Source organism: Rhizobiaceae bacterium, from assembly GCA_023953845.1.
Classification (GTDB): domain Bacteria; phylum Pseudomonadota; class Alphaproteobacteria; order Rhizobiales; family Rhizobiaceae; genus Arvimicrobium.
The window spans coordinates 3053621-3076563 of record JAMLJC010000001.1; the positions used below are offsets into that span (position 1 = coordinate 3053621).

20 protein-coding genes are annotated in these 22943 nt (G+C 64.6%); 19 read left to right on the forward strand and 1 reads right to left on the reverse strand.

Annotated elements, in window-relative coordinates:
* Window positions 1-236 precede the first annotated feature (236 nt).
* The 12 genes from M9955_14870 (at window position 237) to M9955_14925 (ending at window position 14918) form a co-directional block, all read left to right on the forward strand.
* Window positions 237-2330 (forward strand): hydantoinase/oxoprolinase family protein, encoded by a 2094-nt coding sequence (locus M9955_14870; GenBank protein MCO5082923.1) that lies wholly within the window; start codon window positions 237-239, stop codon window positions 2328-2330.
* Window positions 2330-4117: a hydantoinase B/oxoprolinase family protein gene (locus M9955_14875; GenBank protein MCO5082924.1), complete on the forward strand. Its 1788-nt coding sequence runs from the start codon at window positions 2330-2332 to the stop codon at window positions 4115-4117. Before M9955_14870 ends, M9955_14875 begins: the two co-directional genes overlap by 1 nt.
* A 177-nt stretch (window positions 4118-4294) precedes the next feature.
* A complete protein-coding gene (locus tag M9955_14880) occupies window positions 4295-5581 on the forward strand; it encodes a substrate-binding domain-containing protein (GenBank protein ID MCO5082925.1) in 1287 nt (428 codons plus the stop codon).
* A 100-nt stretch (window positions 5582-5681) separates the two neighbouring features.
* On the forward strand, window positions 5682-6557 hold the full coding sequence (locus tag M9955_14885) for an ABC transporter permease (GenBank protein MCO5082926.1): 876 nt from the start codon (window positions 5682-5684) through the stop codon (window positions 6555-6557).
* Window positions 6558-6559: 2 nt separating this feature from the next.
* Window positions 6560-7396 carry an ABC transporter permease gene (locus M9955_14890; protein ID MCO5082927.1) on the forward strand — a complete coding sequence of 279 codons (837 nt, stop codon included), beginning with the start codon at window positions 6560-6562 and terminating at the stop codon, window positions 7394-7396.
* A 17-nt stretch (window positions 7397-7413) separates the two neighbouring features.
* Complete coding sequence (locus tag M9955_14895) at window positions 7414-8571, forward strand: ABC transporter ATP-binding protein (protein ID MCO5082928.1); 1158 nt, start codon at window positions 7414-7416, stop codon at window positions 8569-8571.
* A 261-nt stretch (window positions 8572-8832) separates the two neighbouring features.
* The gene (locus M9955_14900; GenBank protein ID MCO5082929.1) at window positions 8833-10218 is read left to right on the forward strand and encodes an amidase family protein; all 1386 of its coding nucleotides are present in this window, start codon (window positions 8833-8835) and stop codon (window positions 10216-10218) included.
* Between the two features lie 12 nt (window positions 10219-10230).
* The gene (locus M9955_14905) at window positions 10231-10626 is read left to right on the forward strand and encodes a carboxymuconolactone decarboxylase family protein (GenBank protein MCO5082930.1); all 396 of its coding nucleotides are present in this window, start codon (window positions 10231-10233) and stop codon (window positions 10624-10626) included.
* A 43-nt stretch (window positions 10627-10669) separates the two neighbouring features.
* Window positions 10670-11518: an NAD(P)-dependent oxidoreductase gene (locus M9955_14910; GenBank protein ID MCO5082931.1), complete on the forward strand. Its 849-nt coding sequence runs from the start codon at window positions 10670-10672 to the stop codon at window positions 11516-11518.
* Between the two features lie 14 nt (window positions 11519-11532).
* Window positions 11533-12471 carry an N-carbamoyl-D-amino-acid hydrolase gene (locus M9955_14915; protein ID MCO5082932.1) on the forward strand — a complete coding sequence of 313 codons (939 nt, stop codon included), beginning with the start codon at window positions 11533-11535 and terminating at the stop codon, window positions 12469-12471.
* A gap of 40 nt (window positions 12472-12511) precedes the next feature.
* Window positions 12512-13969: a dihydropyrimidinase gene (gene hydA, locus M9955_14920; GenBank protein MCO5082933.1), complete on the forward strand. Its 1458-nt coding sequence runs from the start codon at window positions 12512-12514 to the stop codon at window positions 13967-13969.
* A 52-nt stretch (window positions 13970-14021) separates the two neighbouring features.
* Entirely contained in the window at window positions 14022-14918 is an 897-nt protein-coding gene (locus M9955_14925; protein ID MCO5082934.1) for an NAD(P)-dependent oxidoreductase, read from the forward strand.
* 3 nt (window positions 14919-14921) lie between these two features.
* Here the strand turns inward: M9955_14925 and M9955_14930 are convergent, their stop codons facing one another.
* Window positions 14922-15332, reverse strand: a complete 411-nt coding sequence (locus tag M9955_14930) for a DUF3830 family protein (GenBank protein ID MCO5082935.1) — start codon at window positions 15330-15332, stop codon at window positions 14922-14924.
* A 217-nt stretch (window positions 15333-15549) separates the two neighbouring features.
* On the opposite strand from M9955_14930, the gene M9955_14935 reads away from it, so the two are divergent.
* The 7 genes from M9955_14935 (at window position 15550) to M9955_14965 (ending at window position 22942) form a co-directional block, all read left to right on the forward strand.
* Complete coding sequence (locus M9955_14935; protein ID MCO5082936.1) at window positions 15550-16455, forward strand: polysaccharide deacetylase; 906 nt, start codon at window positions 15550-15552, stop codon at window positions 16453-16455.
* Between the two features lie 59 nt (window positions 16456-16514).
* Window positions 16515-16814 carry a hypothetical protein gene (locus tag M9955_14940; GenBank protein MCO5082937.1) on the forward strand — a complete coding sequence of 100 codons (300 nt, stop codon included), beginning with the start codon at window positions 16515-16517 and terminating at the stop codon, window positions 16812-16814.
* On the forward strand, window positions 16807-17802 hold the full coding sequence (locus M9955_14945) for a GTP-binding protein (GenBank protein MCO5082938.1): 996 nt from the start codon (window positions 16807-16809) through the stop codon (window positions 17800-17802). The genes M9955_14940 and M9955_14945 overlap by 8 nt, the downstream gene beginning before the upstream one ends.
* Window positions 17799-18422, forward strand: coding sequence for an isochorismatase family protein (locus M9955_14950; protein ID MCO5082939.1), 624 nt, complete (start codon window positions 17799-17801; stop codon window positions 18420-18422). Before M9955_14945 ends, M9955_14950 begins: the two co-directional genes overlap by 4 nt.
* Window positions 18423-18599: 177 nt before the next feature.
* Window positions 18600-19499, forward strand: a complete 900-nt coding sequence (locus tag M9955_14955; GenBank protein MCO5082940.1) for a helix-turn-helix transcriptional regulator — start codon at window positions 18600-18602, stop codon at window positions 19497-19499.
* Between the two features lie 123 nt (window positions 19500-19622).
* The gene (locus M9955_14960) at window positions 19623-21734 is read left to right on the forward strand and encodes a TonB-dependent receptor (protein ID MCO5082941.1); all 2112 of its coding nucleotides are present in this window, start codon (window positions 19623-19625) and stop codon (window positions 21732-21734) included.
* Window positions 21734-22942 (forward strand): MFS transporter, encoded by a 1209-nt coding sequence (locus tag M9955_14965; protein ID MCO5082942.1) that lies wholly within the window; start codon window positions 21734-21736, stop codon window positions 22940-22942. The genes M9955_14960 and M9955_14965 overlap by 1 nt, the downstream gene beginning before the upstream one ends.
* The last annotated feature ends 1 nt before the right edge of the window (window position 22943 follow it).

Genomic DNA, 22943 nt, shown 5'->3' on the forward strand with positions numbered 1-22943 from the left:
GAATTCATATCAAACGGTGACAAAATGATTATTTCACACGCCGCACATGCGTGTCTAGAAATTACATCCAATAGAAAAAGAGCCGTTTCGACGGTCATTCCAGAGTGGATCAATGATGGGTTTCGTACCTCCCCAAATTCGCTGCGGAGCGTCCCGGCCGTGAGGTTTGGTCGCCCTGAATCCCGTGCGCCGCGTGCCGGCGGTGTTCTTCCCACCGCGAAGCATGAGGTGCGCACATGATCCGCATTGGTGTAGACGTCGGCGGAACCTTCACCGACATCATTCTCGAGCGTGTTGCCGGCAGCGACCGGCAGGTCGTGGTCACCAAGGTGCCGAGCACGCCGCATGACCAGTCCGAAGGCGTGGTCAACGGCGTCCTGAAAGTGTGTGCGCTGGCCGGCGTCGAGCCGGGGGCGGTCGACGCCGTCTTCCACGGCACGACGGTCGCGACCAACATGATCATCGAGCGCGCCGGCGCCAAGGTCGGGATGGTGACGACGCGCGGCTTCCGCGACATCCTGCATATGGGGCGGCACAAGCGCCCGCATAATTTCTCGCTTCAGTTCGACGTGCCGTGGCAGTCGAAGCCGCTGGTGAAGCGCCGCGACCGGCTGGCCGTGACCGAGCGCATCATGCCGCCGGACGGCAGCATCGAGGTGCCGCTGGCCGAAGACGAGGTGAAGCAGGCGGCGGAACTCTTCGCCAAGCGCGGCATGGACGCCGTCATCATCGCCTTCCTGTTCTCCTTCCTGAACAACGAACACGAGCTGCGCGCCAAGGAGATCGTCAGGTCGATCCTGCCCGACGCCTTCATCTGCGCATCGTCGGAGGTCGTGAACACCATCCGCGAGTACGAGCGTTTCTCCAGCGCCGCGATGAACGCCTATATCGGGCCGAAGACGTCCGCCTATCTGCGCAATCTCGAAGGGCGCCTGCGCGCCAACGGCGTACGCGCCATGGTCCGCATCATGCAGTCGAACGGCGGTATCTCGACCGTCGAGAACGCTTCCGAACTGCCGATCGGCCTGCTTCTTTCCGGCCCGGCCGGCGGCGTCATCGGCGGCCGCTGGACCGGCGAGCATTGCGCCAAGGACAACATCATCACCATCGACATAGGCGGCACTTCCGCCGACATCTCGGTGATTGAGGGTGGCGAGCTGCGCATCAAGAACCCGCGCGACACCGAGGTCGCCGGCCTTCCCGTCCTGGTGCCCATGATCGACATCGACGCGATTGGCGCCGGCGGCGGCTCCATCGCCTATCTCGATCCGGGCGGCGCATTCCGCGTCGGCCCGCGCTCCGCGGGCGCGGTGCCGGGTCCCGCCTGCTACGCCAAGGGCGGCGAGGAGCCTACGGTGACCGACGCGCAGGTCGTGCTCGGCCGCATGGATCCCGAGCACTTCCTCGGCGGCGACCTCACCATCGACGCCTCGCTCTCGGCCAGGGCGATCGAGAAGCACATCGCCAAGCCGCTCGGCCTCTCCGTAGAGAAGGCCGCGCTCGGCATCCTGAAGATCATCAACAACAACATGGCGCTCGCCATCAACGCCAACTCGGTGGCCAAGGGCGTCGACCCGCGCAACTTCTCGCTGGCCGGCTTCGGCGGCGCGGGGCCGCTGCACTCGGTCTCGCTGGCCGAGGCGATCTACGCCAAGGACGTGATCTCGCCGGTGCATCCTGGCATCACGGCCGCGACAGGCCTCCTCGTCACCGACCTGCAATACGAATACACGCAGTCGACGCTGATCGTGCTCGACAAGGCGAGCAAGGACGAGTTCGCCCGCGTCAACGCCGTGCTGCAGGATTTGAAGGCGCGCGCCGACAAGCAACTCGATGCGGACGGCATTCCCGCCGCCCAGCGGCGCTTCCGGCAGGTGGCGGAATGCCGCTATGTCGGGCAGGGGTTCGAGCTGCGCGCGGAGATTCCGGACGGGCTGCTGAACGAGACCAGCGCCAAGGCGGTGATCGACCACTTCTACGACGTGCACAAGCAGGTCTACGGCCACGCCTTCCGCGACCAGTCCTGCGAGATGGTCACGGTGCGCCTGATCGCGACGGTCGCGGTGGACACGCTGACCCTGCCGAAGCTCGACAAGGGAGGCCGCAAGAACCCCGAGGACGCGGTGATGTATACGCGCCGCACGGTCTTCGACGACGGATCGTCGCTCGACACCCCGCGCTACCAGCGCGGCAAGCTGCTCGCTGACGACATTGTGGAAGGACCCGCACTCATCATCCAGCACAACTCCACGACTCTCGTCCCGCCAGAATGGGTGGCGCGCGTCACCCCCCATGGCGATATCGTGATTGCGAAGGAAGGAGTACGCTGATGACCAGGGAAGTCGATCCGATCACGCTGCAGGTCATCGGCGGCGCGCTGCATTCCATCGCCGAGCAGATGGGCAACGTGCTCTACCGCATGAGCTATTCGTCGATCATCCGCGAGAGCCAGGATCTCGGCGCGGGCCTGTTCGACCGCGACTACAACACGCTGTGCGAGTCCGACTCGACGCCGATGCATATCGGCTCGCTGCCGGGCTATCTGCGCGGCATCGAGAAGACGGTGCCGATGGACGCCTGGAAGCCGGGCGACTGCGTCATCCACAACCATCCCTATTACGGCGCCAGCCATTCGCCCGACATCGGCATCGTCATGCCGGTCTTCTTCGAGGGCGAGCTGGTCGGCTTCTCGGCCAACACCGCGCACCATGTCGACATCGGCGCGGCGACGCCGGGCCTCGTCATCGACATTCCGGATATGTACGCCGAAGGCATGCTGCTCAACGGGCTGAAACTCTACGAGGAGGGCAAGCGCAACGAGTGGCTGTGGAAGTTCATCCGGGACAACACCCGCGTGCCGGGGCTGGTGATGGGCGACCTCGAGGCGCAGATCGCCTCGGCCGAGCTCGGCGTGCTGCGCTTCCAGCAACTGATGCAGACCTACGGCAAGGACACCGTGCTGCAGGCCACCCGCCAGTTGATGGACTACACCGAGAATATGCTGCGCCGGGAAATCGCCAAGATCCCCGACGGCGACTACGTGGCCGAAGGTTTCCTGGACGACGACGGCCGCACCCGCGGCGTGACGCTGCCGCTCAAGGTGACGGTGAAAGTGCGCGGCGACGACGTCGAGGTCGATCTCACCGGCTCCTCGCCGCAGGTGCCGACCGCCTTCAACGTGCCTTTCGAGGGCTCGACCAAGGTGGCCTGCTTCTTCGCCTTCCGGGCGCTGCTGCTCGACACCTATACGCATGAGGAATACATCCCGCAGAACGAGGGATCGTTCCGCCCGGTGAAGGTGACGGCGCCGCTGGGCTGCATCTTCAATCCCATCGCGCCGGTCGCGGCCGAGGCGCGCTTCAGCCAGATCCAGCGCGTCGTCGACCTCATCATCAAGGCGCTGGCTCCGGTGATCCCGGAAAAGGCGACCGCCGGCAACGCGGCGGTGCTCTCCTTCGCGGCCTATTCGGGCGTGCGCCCGAGCGGCGACTACTGGGTGTTCCTGGAAGTCAACGAGGCGGCGATGGGCGGCCGCCCGAACTCGGACGGGCCGGACACAATCGAGGAATTGATGCGCAACACGCGCAACAATCCGCTGGAGGATCTCGGCATGCATCTGCCGCTGATCTGCGACCGCTACGAGGTGCGCGACGACGTGCCTCCCGGCGCCGGCAAGTTCCGTGGCGGCGCCGGCGTCGTCAAATCGCAGCGTTACCTGACCCCGGGCTATATGACGCACGAGGCCGACCGCCATGAGGATGCGCCGTGGGGCGTGTTCGGCGGCAAGCCGGGCCATGTCGGCAAGGTCGAGCTGCGCAACGACAGGACCGGCAAGCTGGTCTACCAGCCGGCAAAATTCTCCGGCCTCAGGACCGAAGCCGGCGACACGATCACCTACCTCTCTCCGGTCGGCGGCGGCTACGGCGATCCGCTGGAGCGCGATCCGCGGAAGGTGCTCGACGACGTTCTCGACGGCTTCATCACCGTCGATCACGCCCGCGACGACTACGGGGTCGTGCTGGACGAGGTGGATGACGGGTACGGCTGGGCGCTCAACGCGGCGGCCACCGACAGGCTGCGCTCCGAGAAGGGGCGTGGCCCGGCCACTGCGGGATAAACTTGGTGCAGACGTTCGGTCGCCTAGCGGCGGCTGGACAGTTGCGCTAGTGAGGACGAACGAGGATAGTGGGTGGCAGCGAAACGCACTGTAAGCAGACCGTAATCCGAGCGGCGGCAGGGCGTGGCGATTGCCAAGGCGAATAGGCGCAGAAAACGAGCAATGGGAGTTATTGCGATGAAGAAAGCAGGCGGAATTCTCGGGACGAAAATCTCGCGGCGCAATGTGCTGAAGGGCGGCGCGGCCGTTGCCGGCGTGACGGCGGTGACCGGCTTCCCGATGGTCTGGGCGCAGAATCTCAAGGACGTCACGATCAATCACACCGGCATGTCCTATTCGACGCTGCCGGATATCGGCAAGCAGGCGAGCCAGGACCTCGGCTTCAAGGTCGAGATGTCGGTGGTCGACCATCCGGGCCTGCTGAACCGTCTGGTTCAGGACCCGAAGTCGCTGGACGTCGCCGATCTGGAGATCTGGCAGAGCAAGATCGCGGTGCCGCAGGGCGTTCTGCAGGGCATCGAGATCGCCAAGATCAAGAACTGGGCGGATCTCACCCCGCTCTATACGGAAGGCAAGTTCGCCGGCAAGGACGTCTCCACGCAGGGCGACTCGCCGTTCGAGTTCATCTATCGCGACGCCGCCGACAGCAACAATTTCGCCAAGGGCAAGACCGATTTCGTGAACTTCGTGCCGGGCGTCTATAACGCCGACACGCTGGGCATCCGGCCGGACCTCGTCGGCCGCGAGATCACCACCTGGGCCGACCTGATCTCGCCGGACTTCAAGGGCAAGACCGCGATCCAGAACATCCCGACCAACGGCATCATGGACGCCATGATGGCGTTCGAGGCGGCCGGCATGCTGACCTATGGCGACAAGGGCAACCCGACGCAGGACGAGCTGACCGCGACCATCACCAAGCTCATCGAGCTCAAGAAGGGCGGTCACTTCCGCGCGCTCTGGAACACCTTCGACGAGAGCGTGAACCTGATGGCCTCGGGCGAAGTCGTGATCCAGTCCATGTGGTCGCCGGCCGTGACGGCCGTCCAGACCCAGGGCATCAAGTGCGCCTACCAGCCGCTGAAGGAAGGCTATCGCGGATGGGGCAACGGCCTTGCGCTGCTGTCGCATCTCGAAGGCCTGAAGCGCGACGCAGCCTACGAGTACCTGAACTGGTACAATTCCGGCTGGGTCGGCGGCTTCATCGCCAAGCAGGGCTACTACAGCTCCAACCCGAAGACGGCGATGGAGAACCTCAGCGAGAACGAGCGCGGCTTCTTCTACGAGGGCAAGGCGGCCACCGCCGACATCACCAGCCCGACCGGAGAGAAGACCAATTCGGCCGGCGACGTGCGCGACGGCGGCTCCTACGAGGAGCGCTTCTCCAAGGTCGCGGTCTGGAACAACCTCATGGACGAGGCTGAATTCCTCTACGGCAAGTGGAACGAATTCAACGCAGCCTGATGAACTGACGACCGACGGCGCGGCGGCATTCCACCGCCGCGCCGACCGGCGTTGCGGCCAGCCCGGCCGGCAACGCTTCAATGAGCCTTTGGAATCCGAGATGACGCCAACGCCTGCCAAGAAATCGTCGCTCACGAACTATCTTCAGGTCGCGCCGCTGACGCTGGTGCTGATCTGCTTCTTCATCGTGCCCGTGGCGCTGGTCGTCGTGGTGAGCTTCTTCCGCTACCAGATGCTCGTCGGCATCGTGCCGGACTTCACCTTGCGCAACTATGTCGACCTTCTGAGCAACCCGACCACATGGTCGCTCTATTTCTCGACGCTGAAATTCACGCTGATCGTCCTCGTGATCACCTTCGTGCTGGGCTTCTGGATCGCGTATTTCCTCGTCTTCCATGTCCGCAACCTGCTCACCGCGATCGGCCTGTTCCTGCTCTGCACGGTGCCGTTCTGGACGTCCAACATCATCCGCATGATCTCCTGGCGGCCGGTTCTCGGCAAGGAAGGCCTGATCAACAGCGGCCTGATCAATGCCGGCATCATCGACCAGCCCTATGAGTGGCTGCTCTATTCGGATTTCTCCGTGGTGGTGGCCTATGTCCACCTGTTCACGCTGTTCATGATCGTGCCGATCTTCAATTCGATGGCGCGCATCGACAAGTCGCTGCTGGAGGCCGCGATCGACGCCGGCGCCACCCGCTGGGGCGTCGTCTGGAACGTCGTGCTGCCGCTCTGCAAGACGGGCGTGGCGCTGGGTGCGCTGTTCGTCGTGACGCTGGTTATGGGCGATTTCTTCGTCGTCACCGTGATGAGCGGCGGCCTGTCGGGCTCCGCGACGTCGGGCATCTTCAACGATCTGCAGTTCCTGAACTATCCGCGCGCCGCGGCGAGCGCGGTCATCCTGCTGATCGTCGTGCTTTTGATCGCCACCGCCATCTTCCGGCTGGTCGACGTCCGCAAGGAACTGGTGAGGTAGACATGTCATCAGGCTCTCCATCCTACGGCTCGCGTCCCTGGACCTTCTACGCGCTGGCGGCGCTGTTCACGCTGTTTGTCATCTTCCTTTACGGGCCGATGATCGCCGTGCTCGTCCTGTCGTTCCAGGGTCCCTCGGCCTCGCTGGTCTTCCCGCTGCGCGACCCCTCGCTGATGTGGTTCGATGAACTGTTCAATCCGCGCCGCGTGGGCGACGTGGCGGGCGCGTTCCGCCGGTCGCTGCCGCTCGCGCTCATCGTCATGGTGCTGACGGTTCTGATCTCGGTGACGGCCGGCTTCGCCTTCCGCCGCCGCTTCAAGGGCGCGACGGCGATCTTCTACATGGCGATCGCCAGCCTGATCGTGCCGGGGCTGGTGCTCTCCATCGGCATTCTGGTGACGTTCCGCTATCTCGGCCTCTCGGCGAGCTGGTACACGTCGGCGCTCGGCGCGCATCTTTCCTGGGCGCTGCCCTTCGGCCTGCTCATCATGTTCGCCATCCTCGGCCGTTTGAGCCCGTCCTACGAGGAGGCGGCCTACGACCTCGGCGCCAGCAAATGGCAGACCGTCAAGGACGTCGTGGTGCCCATCGTGTTCCCCGGCATGATCGCCGTGGCGCTGTTCGGCTTCACGCTCTCCTATGACGAGTTCCCGAGAAGCTGGCTCACCGTCGGCACAAAGAACACGCTGCCGCTCGAAATCTGGACGATGACCACGAACGTCACCTCGCCCGCGCTCTATGCGCTCGGCACGGTGACCACGGTCGTCTCCTTCATCGTCATCGCGATCGCGCTCGGCTCGATCGTCATCATCCAGAGAAAACGGTCGCGAGGGAAATGAGCAATACGGCGACGAATATGGCGGCAACGGCTGCCTCACCGGCTCAAGGCTCCGGTGAAATCCGACTGGTCAACGTGACCAAGCAGTTCGGCAGCTCCTATGCCGTCCGGGACATCAACCTGACGATCCCGCACGGGTCCTATTGCTGCCTGCTCGGCCCGTCCGGCTGCGGCAAGACGACGATCCTGCGCATGATCGCGGGGCATGAGACGCCGACGTCGGGCGAGATCTGGATCGGAGACCAGATGGTCGTCGGCAGGCCGCCGGTCGAGCGCGGCACGGCGATGATGTTCCAGAGCTACGCGCTCTTCCCGCATCTCTCCATTCTCGACAACGTTGCCTTCTATCTGAAGATGCGCGGCGTGGGCAAAGAGGAGCGCCGTTCCCGCGCCGAGGAGATGCTGAAGCGCGTGCAGCTTCACCATCTGAAGGATCGCATGCCGGCGCAGCTTTCCGGCGGCCAGCAGCAGCGGGTGGCGCTGGCGCGTTCGCTGATCACCAATCCGAAGGTTCTGCTTCTGGACGAGCCGCTGTCGGCGCTCGACGAATTCCTGCGCCTCAGGATGCGCGGCGAGTTGAAGAGCCTGCAGAACGAACTCGGCATCACCTTCGTGCACGTCACCCACACCCAGCCCGAGGCGATCGCGCTGGCGGACATGGTTGTCGTCATGGACACCGGCCGTATCGATCAGGCGGACACGGCGAACATGATCTTTGACAAGCCGAAAACGCCCTATGTCGCGCGCTTCATGGGCGGCCAGAACGTGCTGACCGGCACGATAAAGGAAAGCGGCGGCGGCAGGCTACGACTGGAAGGCACCGGCGGCTCGGCCTTCGAGGTCCTGTCGGATGCTGCGGAGAAGGGTTCGAAACTTTCGGTGGCCGTGCGCCGCGACCGCATCGGCCTAGCCCGCCGCAGCGCCGCCGCCGAAGGCGCGGTGAACACGCTGGCCGGGCGCATCGTGGCGACCGAATACCAGGGCAGCTACGTGAAGATCACAATCGATATCGGCAGCGACCTCTTCGTGGCCAACGTATCGGACGCGGCATATTTCGTCGATCCGGTCGATGTCGGCGACGATGTCGTCGCGACGTGGAAGGCCGAGGACGTTCATGTGCTCAGCAAGGTTGATACCGGAAGCGCCGGCGATCCTTACCTGGAAAATGGACACTAAGGTTCGGGCGAGATCATCTGACGCCCGGTTAAGACAATTCAGGCGGTGGCGATCCGCCGCCTGAGCAAATGCGAAGACTTCAGGCAACGTTCCGGCAGAAGAAGCCGGCGCGATAGGAAGTATTTTGCACCTTGAAGGGAGTTCGTTTCGCGGCGAAAGGGAGATCGCGGACGCATTGAAAACGAGATCATTATCAATCGACTTACTGCCGCGTGTCAATGGAGGATGCGCTGCGTCGGGACCTGGCAGGAGCACAATGCTGTGAGTGACATCGAAGAAATCGCCGACCGGACCGCAACCGGAATCGCGCTCGCCTATCGCAGCGGCGAGGCTGACCCCGTCGAGGTGACGCAATGCCTCCTGTCGCGCATCGAGAAGAGCATGGACGACCGGGTCTTTCTCGAAGTCGTCCCGGAGCGGGCTCTGGCGGAGGCCAAGACGGCCGCGGCGCGCTACAAGGCCGGTCGGCAGCTATCTCCGCTGGACGGCGTGCCCGTCGCCTGGAAGGATCTCTACCATGTGGCGGGGACGCGTACGACGGCTGGCTCGATCCTGCTGAAGGATTCCGCGCCGCAGACGGCGGACATGCCCTGCGTGGCCAATGCCGTGGCGGCCGGCACCGTCACCATGGGCAAGCTCAACATGACCGAGTTCGCCTATTCCGGTCTCGGTCTCAATCCGCATTTCGGCACGGCCTTCAACCCCAACGACCGCGAGACGCCGCGCTCGCCGGGCGGTTCGTCTTCCGGTTCGGGCGCGGCTGTCGCGTCGCGGCTGGTGCCGATCGCCATCGGCTCGGACACCGGCGGATCGGTTCGCGTGCCGGCTTCCTACAACGGCACCGTCGGCTTCAAGACGAGCACGGGCCGCATCGACAAGACAGGAATCGTTCCGCTGGCCGCCACCTACGACACGATCGGTCCCCTGGCGCGTTCCGTGGAGGACTGCATCCTCGCCGACATGGTGATGCGGGGCGCGGCAATGTCTCCGGTCCGTCGCGCCGACCTGTCGGAATTGAAGCTCTTCGTTCCGACGAATATCGTCCTGAACGATGCCGAACCGGCCGTCATGGAGAATTTCGAGCGCTCGCTGCGCGCGCTGGAAGCCAGGGGTGTCAGGATCGCACGCGGCCGTTTCGAACTCCTGGACGTGGTTTCGAAGCTCACCGCCGACCACGGCACCATCATCGCCGCCGAATCCTACGCGGAGTATCATGAGATCGCCGACGGTGAAGACGGTAAGCGGATCGATCGCCGCGTGCTGGCGCGCATGCTGATGGGCAAGGCCATGTCGGCACGCAGCCTGCTGGAGATCCAGCGCACCAGGGCGAAGGTCGTTCCGCAGGTGTCGGCCGCGCTCGATGGCGCGTTGCTCGTCATGCCGACCACGGTGATCACGGCCCCGGCCATCGCGCCGCTCGAAGCCGGCGACGACGTCTTCTTCAGGATCAACACGCTGACATTGCGCAACACGGCGCTGACGAACGTGCTCGACATGTGCGGCGTGGCGATGCCGAATGGCCGCGACGAGAAGGGCCTTCCGACAAGCTTCCTCGTCTCGGCTCCGTGGGACGAGGACGAGCGGCTGCTCGGGGCGGCTCTGGCAATGGAAGCGATTGTTGGCGACGGCTTCGTGCCGCTGCGCTGAAGGGAGAAGACCATGGCAGTGAACAAACCACGTTCCGAGCGCTTCGAGCGCGGGTTGAGGACGCGCCGCGAGGTGCTGGGCGCCGACTATGTCGACAGCTCGCTGGAGAAGGCCGACGAGTTCAACTGGGCCATGCAGCAACTCACCACCGAATGGTGCTGGGACGGAACATGGAACCGTCCCGGCCTCGACCGCCGCTCGCGCTCCATCCTCAACCTCGGCATGATCGCGGCGCTGAACCGGCCGCACGAGCTGAAGCTGCATATCCGCGGCGCGGTCAACAACGGCCTGACGAAGGACGAGCTGAAGGAGATCTTCCTCCAGATCGGCACCTATTGCGGCGTGCCGGCGGCGATGGATTCGTTCCGCATCGCCAAGGAAGTCTTCAAGGAGATGGGCATTGACTGAGACGGCCACGGTCGGGCCGGTCGCCTTCATCGGCCTCGGCATGATGGGCGGGCCAATGGCGGCCCGGCTCGCAGCCGCCGGCTTCGAGGTATGCGGGGCTGACCCTGTCGCCGCGGCGCGGCAGGCTTTGGCGGGGGCCGGCGGCAAGGCGTTCGAGACGGCGCGCGAGGCCGCGACAGGTGCGTCGGTCGTCATCACCATGCTGCCGGACGGCAAGGTCGTCCGCGACGTGCTGCTCGGGAGCGGCAAGGCGGCCGAGGCGCTGGCGCCCGGCGCGCTGGTGGTCGACATGAGTTCGTCGGCGCCGATGGAAACCCGCGACCTGCATCGCGATCTGTCTGCCATGGGGCTGAAACTGATCGACGCTCCCGTTTCGGGCGGCGTCCGCCGCGTTCTCGACGGCACGCTGACGATCATGGCGGGCGGCGACGCGGCCGACGTCGAGCGGGCGCGGCCGCTCTTCGAGGCGATCGGCAAGGCGATCATCCCGACCGGACCGATCGGCTCCGGGCACGCCGTGAAGGCGCTGAACAACTATGTCTCGGCGGCGGGACTGGCGGCTGCGTGCGAGGCGGCTTTGATCGCCGAACGCTTCGGCGTCGATCCCGCCGTGCTGGTCGATGTGCTCAACGTCTCGACCGGCAAGAACAATTCGACCGAAGTCAAGATGAAGCCATTCGTGCTGTCGGGCAGCTTCGCTTCCGGCTTCGCCATGGCGCTGATGGCAAAAGATCTGCGCACCGCCGCCGACCTTGCCCGTCAGCTGGGTATCGGGGAAAGTGGAACGGGCGCGGCCGCCGGCCTCTGGACGGAGGCTTCGTCGGCTCTCGGCAAGAGCGCCGATCATACCGAGATACACCGTTTTCTCGCCCGTCAGGAACGCAAGGAATAAAGGGAGGATCAGAGATGTCCCGTATCGTCCACACAGCGGCCGCCCAGATGGGGCCGATCTCGAAGTCCGAGACGCGCAAGGACACGGTGAAGCGGCTGATCGCGCTGATGCGCGAAGCCAAGGGCAGGGGAGCCGAACTCGTCGTCTTCACGGAGCTGGCGCTGACGACTTTCTTCCCGCGCTGGCTGATCGAGGACGAAGCCGAACTCGATGCCTGGTATGAAAGCGAGATGCCGGGACCGGACACGCAGGCGCTGTTCGACGAAGCGAAGAAGCTCGGCGTCGGATTCAATCTGGGCTACGCGGAACTCGTGAACGAGGGCGGACGCAAGCGCCGCTTCAATACCTCGATCCTCGTGGACCGTTCCGGCAACATCGTCGGCAAATACCGCAAGGTGCATCTGCCGGGGCATTCCGAGCCGCAGTCCGGCCGCACGCACCAGCATCTGGAGAAACGCTATTTCGAGCCGGGCAATCTCGGCTTCGGCGTCTGGCGCGCCTTTGGCGGCGTCATGGGCATGTGCATCTGCAACGACCGCCGCTGGCCCGAAACCTACCGCGTCATGGGCCTTCAAGGCGTCGAGATGGTCATGCTTGGATACAACACGCCTTACGACCACACTGGGCACAAGGACATCGATAGCTTGACGCAGTTCCACAACCACCTTTCCATGCAGGCCGGCGCCTACCAGAATGCCACCTGGGTGGTCGGCACGGCGAAGTGCGGCGTCGAGGAAGGGTCGAACATGTGCGGCCAGAGCGTCATCGTCGCGCCTTCGGGCGAGATCGTGGCGCAGGCCTATTCGCTGGAGGACGAGATCATCACGGCGCGGTGCGACCTTGACCTTGGCAAGCGTTATCGCGAAACCATCTTCAACTTCGCGAAGCATCGCGAGCCGGAAGCATACCGCCTGATCGTCGAACGCAAGGGCGCCATACCGCCGGCCGAGTGATGCGCCGGCCGAAGACAGAGGAACAGAAGGGAGCACCAGCATGTCGACAGTGATCAAGGGCGGCACCATCGTCGCCGCCGACCGGACCTACGAGGCCGATATCCTGATCGAGGGCGAGAAGATCAAGGCGATCGGCGAGAACCTGTCGGGCGAGAAGACGCTCGACGCTGCCGGCGCCTATATCATTCCGGGCGGCATCGATCCGCACACCCACCTCGAAATGCCCTTCATGGGCACCACGGCGGCCGAGACCTGGGAAAGCGGCACCTTCGCGGCGCTTTCGGGCGGCACGACGCTGGTGGTCGACTTCGTCATTCCCGGGCCGGACGGCATGCTGGCGGCGCTGGACGATTGGGAAGCCAAGGCGCGCCGCTCTGCGTCCTCCGACTATTCGCTGCATATGTGCGTCAACGGCTGGTCGGAAAAGCACTTTGACGAGATGGAGAAGGTCGTGGCGCGCGGCGTCAACACCTTCAAGCATTTCATGGCCTACAAGGGCGCGCTGATGGTGAACGACGACGAGATGTTCGCCTCCTTCCAGCGCTGCGCGGCTCTCGGCGCCTTGCCGCTGGTGCATGCGGAGAATGGCGACATCGTCGCCGCGCTCCAGCAGAAATATCTGAACGAGGGCGTCACCGGCCCCGAGGCGCATGCCTATTCGCGTCCGCCCGAAGTGGAAGGCGAGGCGACCAACCGCGCCATCATGATCGCCGACGCGGCGGGCGTGCCGGTCTACATCGTGCACACCTCCTGCGAGCAGGCGCATGAGGCGATCCGCCGCGCCCGCCAGAAGGGCATGCGCGTCTATGGCGAGCCGCTGATCCAGCATCTGACGCTCGACGAGAGCGAGTATCAGAACAAGGATTGGGATTATGCGGCCCGTCGCGTGATGAGCCCGCCCTTCCGCGACAAGATCAACCAGGACTCGCTCTGGGCCGGCCTTGCCGCCGGCTCGCTGCAGGTCGTGGCGACCGACCATTGCGCCTTCACCACGGAACAGAAGCGTTTCGGCAAGGACAATTTTGTCAAGATCCCGAACGGCACCGGCGGTCTCGAGGATCGGCTTTCTGTGCTCTGGACGAAGGGCGTCGAGACGGGCCGCATCACGCCGAACGAATTCGTCGCCGTGACCTCGACCAACATCGCGCAGATCCTCAACATCTATCCGCAGAAGGGCGCAATCCTGCCGGGTTCCGACGCCGACCTCGTCATCTTCGACCCGAAACTGTCGAAGACCATCTCGGCCGCCAACCAGAAGTCGATCATCGACTACAACGTCTTCGAGGGCTTCAAGGTGAACGGCCTGCCGCGCTACACGCTGTCGCGCGGCGAGGTGGTGTGGGCGCACGGCCAGAACTCGCAGCCGCAGCCCGGCCGCGGCAAGCTGGTGAAGCGCAACGCCTTCCCGGCCGTCAACAAGGCTCTGTCGGTGTGGAAGGAACTGACCGCGCCGCGCGCCGTCACCCGCTCGGCGGAGCACATGCCGATCGGCGTCTGACGTTCCATGACGGGCGGCGAAAGCCGCCCGTTTCGTTTCCGGGAGTTGCGAAATGGCCGAGACCGTATTGCTGACCGGCGCGTCCGGCCTGATCGGGCGCTATGTCCACCGCATGCTGCGCGAACGCGGCGACAAGGTCGTCGCCATCGACCGCATAGCGGGCGACGACGTGCTGGCCTGCGATCTCTCCGAAGTGCACCGGCTGCATGAACTGGGAAGCGAAGCCGCCGCGATCATCCATTGCGGCGCGATTTCCGGTCCGATGGTGGCGCGCGACAATCCCTACCTGATCGTCCAGTCCAACATCGTCGGCACCGCCAACGTGCTCGAACTCGCGCGCGTGAAAGGCATGCGGCGCGTCGTCTACTGCTCCTCCGTGAGCGCCTTCGGCAACACGCCGGCCGGCCTCGACCTCGTGCCGGAGGATGTGGTGCTGAAGCCGACCAGCGTCTACGGCGCCAGCAAGGCCGCCGGAGAACAGTTGCTCGAAGGATATCGGCAGCAGCATGGGGTGGACAGCGTGAGCCTCAGGCCCGGCTGGGTCTACGGACCGGGCCGCACCACCGACTGCGCCATCCGCACGATGATCGAGGACGCGCAGGCGGAACGGCCGACTAGTTTCCCCTTCGGACGCGATTTCTATCGGCAGTATGTCCACGTTCAGGACGTGGCGGACGCGATCCTGCTGGCGCTGGACGCGAAGGAACTGCCGAGGCGCAGCTACACCATCAACGGCGGCACCTATCTGACGCTCGGCGATGTCGCCGCGATCGTCCGCAAGGTGCTGCCGTCCGCGCGCATCGAGATGGGGCCGGGCGGCGATCCGATCGACGACATGCAGGCCCGCTTCGACCTTTCGGCGGCGGAGCGCGACCTCGGCTTCCGGCCGAGGATCGGACTGGAAGAGGGGATCAGGAGCTACGCCGGGTGGCTTGCCACCCGGCGCTGATGCTCAAGCCGCTTCGAAGCGGATAGTCTGCGCGCCCTTCCATAGCGCCAGCTTGCCAATCTCCGGAAGCTTCTCCAGCCCCGACGTCAGCGTGATGAAGTGGTTTCCGGCAAGCTGTCCCATCTTGCTGGCGAAATGCACGCCGCCATAGGCGAGCAGGATCTCGGTTTCGGAGATGCCGCCGGGATAGAGCAGGATCTGACCGGGCGCGGGATAGGAGGTATGGTTCTCGTAGCCGACGCCGAACTGCATGTCGCCAAGCGGAATCCAGACCGCCTCGCCGCTCCAGCGCACATGCACGATCTTGCTCTCGAAGGGCAGGCGTGCCTGGAAGGCCGCGCAGGTGGCGGGTGCCGCCTTCGTCTCAAGCCGCGCGTCGAAAACATGGTCGGCGATGTGGATTTTCAGGTTCAAGATAGGTCCTCCGTCTTCAGTTGCCTTGCCTGCTCGCGGCTCTCCGATACCAAAATCGGATTTATTGATGCCGAAATCAGATTTATGAGTGATTTCATCAATCTAACTCCTTCTCTTTCATAAAGAAAGCGCTGGATTTCTCATATTTGCCATGGTCCAATAAGCTCGAAATTCAGGGCAGCCGGAGAGGCCGGCAGCTTCAGATGGGAGAACGGACATGGCGAAAAAGGAAATCATCTGCGCGTTCGGCACCGACATCGATTCGGTGGCCGGCTGGATCGGTTCGTATGGCGGCGGCGACTCGCCGTCGGACATCCAGCGCGGCGTTTTCGCCAGCGAGGTGGGCAACATCCGTCTGCTGCGCATGTTCAAGAAATACGGCCTGAAGACCACCTTCTTCATCCCCGGCCACTCGCTCGAGAGCTTCCCGGACCAGGTGAAGATGATCGTCGACGAAGGCCACGAGATCGGCGCGCACGGCTATCTGCACGAGAACCCGATCGCCATGACGCCGACGCAGGAAGAGGCGGTGCTGGTCAAGTCGATCGAGCTGATCGAAAAACTCTCCGGCAAGAAGCCGCGCGGCTACGTCGCGCCGTGGTGGGAGATGTCGGCCTCGACCGCCGCGCTGCTGCAAAAATACGGCTTCAAATACGATCACAGCCAGGGCTATCGCGACTTCCAGCCCTTCTACGCCCGCGTCGGCGACGAGTGGAACGTCATCGACTACTCGAAGAAGGCCGAGGAGTGGATGCACCCGATGAAGCACGGCAAGGAGATCGACCTCGTCGAGATCGGCGCCAACTGGTATGTCGACGACCTGCCGCCCATGATGTTCATGAAGAAGTCGCCGAACAGCCACGGCTTCGTCAATCCGCGCGACATCGAAGACCTGTGGCGCGACGCGTTCGACTGGGTCTATCGCGAGATGGATTACGCGGTCTTCGCCTTCACCATCCATCCCGACGTCTCGGGCCGTCCGCAGGTGCTGCTCATGCTGGAGCGCCTGATCGAGCACATCAACGGCCATGACGGCATCAAGTGGATGACCTTCGAGGAGATCGCCGAGGACTTCCGCAAGCGCTATCCGTTTGGCAGCGGCAAGCGTCCGGAAGTCATCTGACCTACCTTTGGAGGCGGCGCGGCTGAACCGCTGCGCCGTCGCCATCTGGGAGTATTGCAATGTGTTCGGCCTGCGGATTTCCTGCGGCTCCCGGTCATTGGACGGAAACAGGGGGCGCCTCGCCCACGGATCGCCTGCGTTTCCGCTTCCGGCGCGTGCAGGTGCTCAAATCCGTGCTGAAGGAGTTCGGGCTCGCCGCTCATGACGACGGGCTGGTGCCCGGCCTCCAGATCGGCACGTTGTCCGGCAACACGACCATGGCGCAGGATCTCGACGAGGTCTGGTGCGCGGTCGAGCGGCTGCTCGGACAACCGGTCGATCCGCTCGACGTCCGCTTCATCGGCGATGACGATGGCTGAGAAACGTGCGGACGGGCGCATGCGGCTGACCCTGCTGGGCGGCTTCCTGGGCTCCGGAAAGACGACCTGGCTGCGTCATCAACTCCATGCCGGCGTCTTTTCGGGCGCGCATGTGATCGTCAACGAAGCCGCCGAAACGCCGGTCGACGATGCGCTTCTCGCGCGCGCTTCCAGCATCGAGGTGCTAGCCGGCGGCTGCGCCTGCTGCGAGGCGAGAGCACAACTGGTCGATCGCTTGCGGAGCCTCTGCGACCTGCGCAGCCGTTCGTCCTCCGATACGGCGCGCCTTGACCGGATCGTCCTCGAAACGAGCGGGCTCGCCGATCCGGGCGAAATCCTCGACGCGATCCGTACCGATCCCATGCTGGTGCATCACATCGTCGTCGGCGAGACCATCGTCTGCGTCGATGCCCTGCATGGGCTGGCGCAGCTTGCCGGCGAACCGCTCGGCAGGCGGCAGGCGGAGACGGCGGACCGGCTGGTGGTGACGAAGCTCGACGAGGCCGAGCACGCCGATATCGGCAGGCTTGTCGCGACGCTGAAGACGCTCAATCCCGGCGCGGAGATCGGCGGCGCGGTCAAGGGGTCGCCGGTGCCGCCGCCTTCCGACGGGGGAGAGGTGCCGATCGAATTGCCGGCGCTGGAAGGTCGCTCGGCCGCGCCGATCTTTCCGACGCGGCTTTCGCTGGACGAACAGATCGACTGGACCGCCTTCGGCGTATGGCTTTCGGCGCTGCTCCATGCGCGCGGCGACGACGTCATGCGCGTAAAGGGCGTGGTCCGCACGCCGGCCGGCCGGCTTTTGCTGCAGAGCGTGCGCAAGGTGGTGCAGGCGCCGGAAGTGCTGCCGCCGCAGGAAGAGCGTGAGGACGACACCATCGTCGTCATCGGACGCGGTTATCGCGGCGAGGACCTTGAGCGCTCGCTGGCGCGGTTCGCCGGGGTCAGGGAACGGGAAGTTGGCTCGCTTTTCAGGAGGAGCTCGTGAGCGGCGAAGACATCTATGCCCGGCAGCAGTTCGGCCAGAAGACAGGAATCGGAAACAAGCCCGCGCTTCTCGTCATCGACTTCGTCAACGGCTTCCACGATCCCGAAATCCTCGGCGGCGGCAACATTCCGGACGCCGTGATCGCGACCGCGCCATTGCTGGATTTCGCGCGCGGGCATTCGATTCCGGTGATCTTCACGCGGATCGTCTATGCGGCCGACGGGTCCGACGCGAGCCTATGGTGCCAGAAGGTGCCGCGGCTGCGCGACCTCACGGAAGAGGCCCCGGCCAGTCAGGTCGTGGACGCGCTGACGCCGCGGGATGGCGAAATCGTCATCCGCAAGACGCAGGCTTCGGCGTTCTTCGGGACCCATCTCGCAGCCTGCCTCGTGGCGCACGGAACCGACACGCTGATCGTCACCGGATGCACGACGAGCGGCTGCGTGCGGGCCACCGTTGTCGACGCCATGAGCCTCAACTATCGCACGGTCGTCGTCACCGATTGCGTCGGCGACCGCGCCATAGATCCCCATCGGGCCAATCTCTTCGACATGGGCCAGAAATATTCCGACCTGATGCGTGGAAGGGAAATCATCGCCGCGCTCGAACGCCGCGTCTGAACGGCAACGCGACTGGCGATTCAGGGACGCTTTTCAAGGAATGAGCGCCGATTCTTCGGCGTTTCCGATATGATCGCAACCGGCGCCTGTAGATGAATCGACCGGCGCTGCCCGCTGGCCATCCCAATACATGAGTGATATACTCATATTTTATTCGATGGTTGGGGCAATCGAAAAATGTCGGATCAGCCTGGCGTCACGACGCTCGACGACGTCGCCAAGGGCCGATCGGGGCGGTCGGATGGCAACGCCGTCATCGAGATTCAGCCGGGATTCTACCTGGGACGCACCGACATCGCGATCGCCGAAGGTGTATCGTATTCCTCCCGGTCGTTTCCGTTCGCAGGGCTGAGCATCCTGCTGGAGGGGCGTATCGCCACGGATGCGCCGGGCCTGTCGGCGATCGAGCCGAACACGGTGCTCTGCATATCTCACAATGAGAGCCGGGAACTCACCTCCTACTTCCATGGGGCCGAGCGGCTGCGCAACGTCGAGATCTTCCTGCTGCCCGACTGGTACGAACAGCCGGGCAACCACCTCGTCGACGATCCGACTTTCCAGGAAATCCGCGAGGCGATGGACCGTCCCCTGCGGCAGATGCGCCGGCCGCTCGATGCGCGGTTCCGCGAACTGGCGCTGTCCACGCTTAACCTTGGAGAGAGCGGCGCCATCGCGGCGCTGCGTCTGGAAGCACAGGCTCTGGATCTGCTCGCGGGCCTCGTCGGCTCTTTCCGCGACGCGCATGCGCCGTCGAACCTCTCGCGGCGCGACTTCGACCGCATGATGGCCGTGCGTGATGCGATCGAAGGCGATCCCGCCTCGGTGGAATCGCTTACAGCGCTGGCTGCGGCCCACGGCGTCAGCGCGAGCAAGCTGAAGCGCGATTTCTTTCTCGCTTTTTCCACCTGCGTCGGCGGCTTCGTCAACGAGCAGCGGCTCGTACTGGCACGGCGGCTGCTGGAAGAGGGAATGAACGTCTCGCAGGCGGCCTATCGGGTCGGCTACGCCCATCCCACCAATTTCTCCACCGCGTTCAAGCGCCGCTACGGCGTCGCGCCGCGCGATATCCGCGGCTGAAGCGGAATTCCGGCGCATACGTTTTTGAGCCGAATCCATACGTCGACGAAAATGCAATCGGCCTCTGTCTTTTCGACAACCGGCCAGCCGCTTCGGGCGCGGCGGGGCATGGGGACCATCGGCATGAAGATACGGCGCTTTCACACTCTCCTTCTGGCTTCGGTGTCGCTGGTCACGGGCGCGAGCGCCCAGGATGCCCCCGACGGCGCCACGATCGTGCTGGAGGAGGTCACCGTCACCGCGCAGCGCCGCGAGCAAAAGGCGAAGGACGTGCCGGTGAGCCTGCGCGTGCTGTCGCGCGAAGACCTCGAAGGCCGTATCGCAAAACGTCTTGAGGATGCCTTCGCCGCGACGCCCAATGCCAGCATGACCAGCCAGCGCGGCGGCAACGACGCATCGGATATCTCGATTCGCGGCGTCAGCACCACCGCCTTCGGCGCCGATCCGAGCGTCAGCGTCTATGTGGACGATGTCTATGTCGGCAACGACAACGGCTTCAACGCGCGCATGTCGGACCTTGAGCAGGTGGAGATCCTGCGCGGTCCGCAGGGCACGCTTTACGGCAGGAACGCTGTCGGCGGCGCCGTCAATGTGCGGACCGCTTCCCCCGAGCTTGGCGTGAACAGCGCGACGATTCAAACCGGGGTGGGCACCGACGGGCTGGTCTTCGGCAGCGCCACGGCAAATGTCGCGCTCGGCCAGAACGCCGCCGCGCGCGTCTCCCTCTTCGGCGATCGCAGCGACGGCTGGGTGTCCAACGCGCAGGGCGGCCCGGATTTCATGAACCTCGACGATTTCGGCGGCCGGGCAAAACTCCTCTACAAGCCGGCCGAGGACTGGGAGGTGGAGTTCTCAGCCGATTACGCCAGGGACAAGGGACGGAAGGGCGCCTACGGGCCGTTCGGGACCGTCTGGGAAGACGGCGTCGACATCGCGGTGCCGTTCAACGACGAGACGGAGAACTATGGCGTTGCGCTGAAATCGACGTGGCAGATGGATTTCGGCGAGCTTGTCAGCGTGACCGCCTGGCGCGGCGCGGAAGGCGCCGGCGCCGGAGGCGCTTACACGCCCGTCGCCTTCCAGCAGGCCGCCTATTCGCGAGACTACGACCAGTTCACGCAGGAAGTGCGCGCCAACGCGGAAGGGGAGCGGTTCGACTGGACGCTGGGCGGCTTCGTGCTCTCGTCGCGGCAGAACCGCTACGAGGACACCGGCTTCTTCCCGGCGCTTCCGGAGGACTTCCTGTTTCCGGGCCAGCCGGCGCTTGCCGCGAACTACCGCGAGGGAACCACGACCGATACCGACACGCTGAGCGTCGCGGCTTTCGGCGATCTGACCTGGCATGCGACGGACCGTCTCGACGTGATCGCCGGCGCGCGGCTCAGCTACGACAGGAAATCGATCGATTACGAGCATGGCTCCGTGCTTGGTCCGGTCGCCTTCTTCGCGCCCGCCATTTCAACCAGCCAGTCTGTTGACGGCGTCGACATCTCGCCGCGCGTCGGCGTCACCTATGCCCTGACGGACGATGCCAAGCTCTATGGAACCATCTCGCGCGGCTACAAGCCGGCGGGCTTCAACATCTCCTTCGCGCCGTCCGAGGACATCGGCTACGATGCGGAAAGCGCCATCAACTACGAAGTGGGCATCAAGGGCGAGGCGCTGGACGGGCGGCTCGGCTATGCGCTGTCCGCCTTCTATTTCGACTGGCGCGACCAGCAGGTCTACAGCTTCGTCAACAACCAACTCTTCATCGGCAACGCGCCGAAGTCGCGCAGCTACGGCGCGGAAGCCGAAATCAGCTACGAGGTGACGGACGGGTTCCGCCTCTATGGCGGCATCGGCCTGCTCGACGCGCGGTTCACGGACTATCCGAATGCCATGTCGGGCACGGACGAAAGCGGCAATTGGCAGCCCTTCGCGTCGAAATTCTCGGCCAATTTGAGCGCAGAATACAAGAGGCCGATCAGCGAGGGCATCGATCTCGTGGCGCGGGCCGACTACAACTGGCGATCTGCCTTCTATTGGGACACGGCGAACCAGATCCGCGAGCCCGGCTACGGCATCGTCAACGCGCGGATCGGCATCGAGACCGAACGCTGGGCGTTCAGCGTCTTTGCCCAGAACCTGTTCGATCAGGAATACCGCATTCGCGCAGCGGTCTATTCGGGTGGCGTCAAGGCCATACCCGGGACGCCGCAGACCTTCGGCGTTCTGGCGCGGGTAAGCTTCTGATGCAAACGCCGCATGCAGTGGGGGCGAGGGCGGTTTATCTCGCCGTCGCGCCGCTCTATGCGGGGTTCGGCCTTTGCCTCGGCCTGATCCAGGTGGCCCTGCCGACGGTGTTGCAGCGGCAGGGTATGCCTATCGAACACGCCGGTTATTTGGCGCTGCTGTTCGTGCCGTTCGGACTGTCGGCGCTCTGGGCGCCCATGGTGGACAGGTTCCGCCTGCTCGGTCTGGAAAGGCGGCTGGGCTGGGTGACCGTGTCGCAGTCGCTGGTCGTCGCAAGCCTCGTCGTGATCGCTTTCGCCGGACCACAGGGCCTCGTCGTGCTGGTGCCGGCGCTTGCCGTTCTGGCCATCGCCGCCGCCACGATGGACGTGACGCTCGACGGCTATCTCTCCGAGACGTCGTCGTCGGAAGGCCGCGCCGTTCGCGGCGGCCTGAAGGTGTCATGTATGTATATCGGCACGATCGCCGGCGCGACGCTCGCGCTCTTCCTGTTCGAACGCCTGGGCTGGACGATCGTCCTGTTGCTGGCAGCAGCCATTTGCACGGGCATGCTCGGTCTTTTCCTCGCCTTCTTCGAACCGGCTCCGGCGATCCGGCAACGGCAAGGGGCGGGCTTCAGGCGCTTCCTGTTCGAGCGCGGCATGTGGGACAGGGTGCTTCTGGTCGCCGCCGCGGGCATGCTGCTCGGGGTCGGCCTTTCGGCGCCCCGGCTGCTTCTTGTCGAACGCGGCGCATCCTTTGAGGCGATCGGCATTCTGTTCGGCCCGGTTTCGATGCTGATCGGACTGCTTGGAGCCCTGTCAGGAATGTTCCTGGGCAACAGGCACGGCAGCGGCAGCACGCTCGTTTGCGCAGGCGCTCTGTTCGCCGCCGGCATGCTGGCGATGAGCGTCGCGCCGGACCTTGTCTTCGGCCGTTTCGAGATGACGGCGCTTGCGATCGGATGCGCTGCGCTCGCCTACGGTGCCGCCTATGGCGGTGTCAGCGCCGTCGCTCTTGGCTGGACGAGCCGCGACCGGGCAGCGACCGACTATTCGGTCGTGCAGAGCGTCTGGAATTCGTCGATCATCCTCGGCGGTGCACTGGGCGGTCTCGCGCTCGGCCTTGTCGGCACGGTGTTGTTCGGTCTCGTCGGCTGTTGCGTCTTCGTCTTCTTCTGGCTGCTCGCGCTTCGTCCGGCTGCGTCACTGGCGCTCGGTGCGCGCTGAT

Excerpts from the sequence above, each read along its gene's own strand:
- M9955_14885 (MCO5082926.1), top strand. The coding sequence starts at position 5,682 with ATGACGCCAACGCCTGCCAAGAAATCGTCGCTCACGAACTATCTTCAG.
- M9955_14940 (MCO5082937.1), top strand. The coding sequence starts at position 16,515 with ATGTGTTCGGCCTGCGGATTTCCTGCGGCTCCCGGTCATTGGACGGAA.
- M9955_14875 (MCO5082924.1), top strand. The coding sequence starts at position 2,330 with ATGACCAGGGAAGTCGATCCGATCACGCTGCAGGTCATCGGCGGCGCG.
- M9955_14905 (MCO5082930.1), top strand. The coding sequence starts at position 10,231 with ATGGCAGTGAACAAACCACGTTCCGAGCGCTTCGAGCGCGGGTTGAGG.
- M9955_14880 (MCO5082925.1), top strand. The coding sequence starts at position 4,295 with ATGAAGAAAGCAGGCGGAATTCTCGGGACGAAAATCTCGCGGCGCAAT.
- M9955_14890 (MCO5082927.1), top strand. The coding sequence starts at position 6,560 with ATGTCATCAGGCTCTCCATCCTACGGCTCGCGTCCCTGGACCTTCTAC.
- M9955_14915 (MCO5082932.1), top strand. The coding sequence starts at position 11,533 with ATGTCCCGTATCGTCCACACAGCGGCCGCCCAGATGGGGCCGATCTCG.
- hydA (MCO5082933.1), top strand. The coding sequence starts at position 12,512 with ATGTCGACAGTGATCAAGGGCGGCACCATCGTCGCCGCCGACCGGACC.
- M9955_14935 (MCO5082936.1), top strand. The coding sequence starts at position 15,550 with ATGGCGAAAAAGGAAATCATCTGCGCGTTCGGCACCGACATCGATTCG.
- M9955_14925 (MCO5082934.1), top strand. The coding sequence starts at position 14,022 with ATGGCCGAGACCGTATTGCTGACCGGCGCGTCCGGCCTGATCGGGCGC.
- M9955_14965 (MCO5082942.1), top strand. The coding sequence starts at position 21,734 with ATGCAAACGCCGCATGCAGTGGGGGCGAGGGCGGTTTATCTCGCCGTC.
- M9955_14895 (MCO5082928.1), top strand. The coding sequence starts at position 7,414 with ATGGCGGCAACGGCTGCCTCACCGGCTCAAGGCTCCGGTGAAATCCGA.
- M9955_14910 (MCO5082931.1), top strand. The coding sequence starts at position 10,670 with ATGGGCGGGCCAATGGCGGCCCGGCTCGCAGCCGCCGGCTTCGAGGTA.
- M9955_14870 (MCO5082923.1), top strand. The coding sequence starts at position 237 with ATGATCCGCATTGGTGTAGACGTCGGCGGAACCTTCACCGACATCATT.
- M9955_14945 (MCO5082938.1), top strand. The coding sequence starts at position 16,807 with ATGGCTGAGAAACGTGCGGACGGGCGCATGCGGCTGACCCTGCTGGGC.
- M9955_14955 (MCO5082940.1), top strand. The coding sequence starts at position 18,600 with ATGTCGGATCAGCCTGGCGTCACGACGCTCGACGACGTCGCCAAGGGC.
- M9955_14960 (MCO5082941.1), top strand. The coding sequence starts at position 19,623 with ATGAAGATACGGCGCTTTCACACTCTCCTTCTGGCTTCGGTGTCGCTG.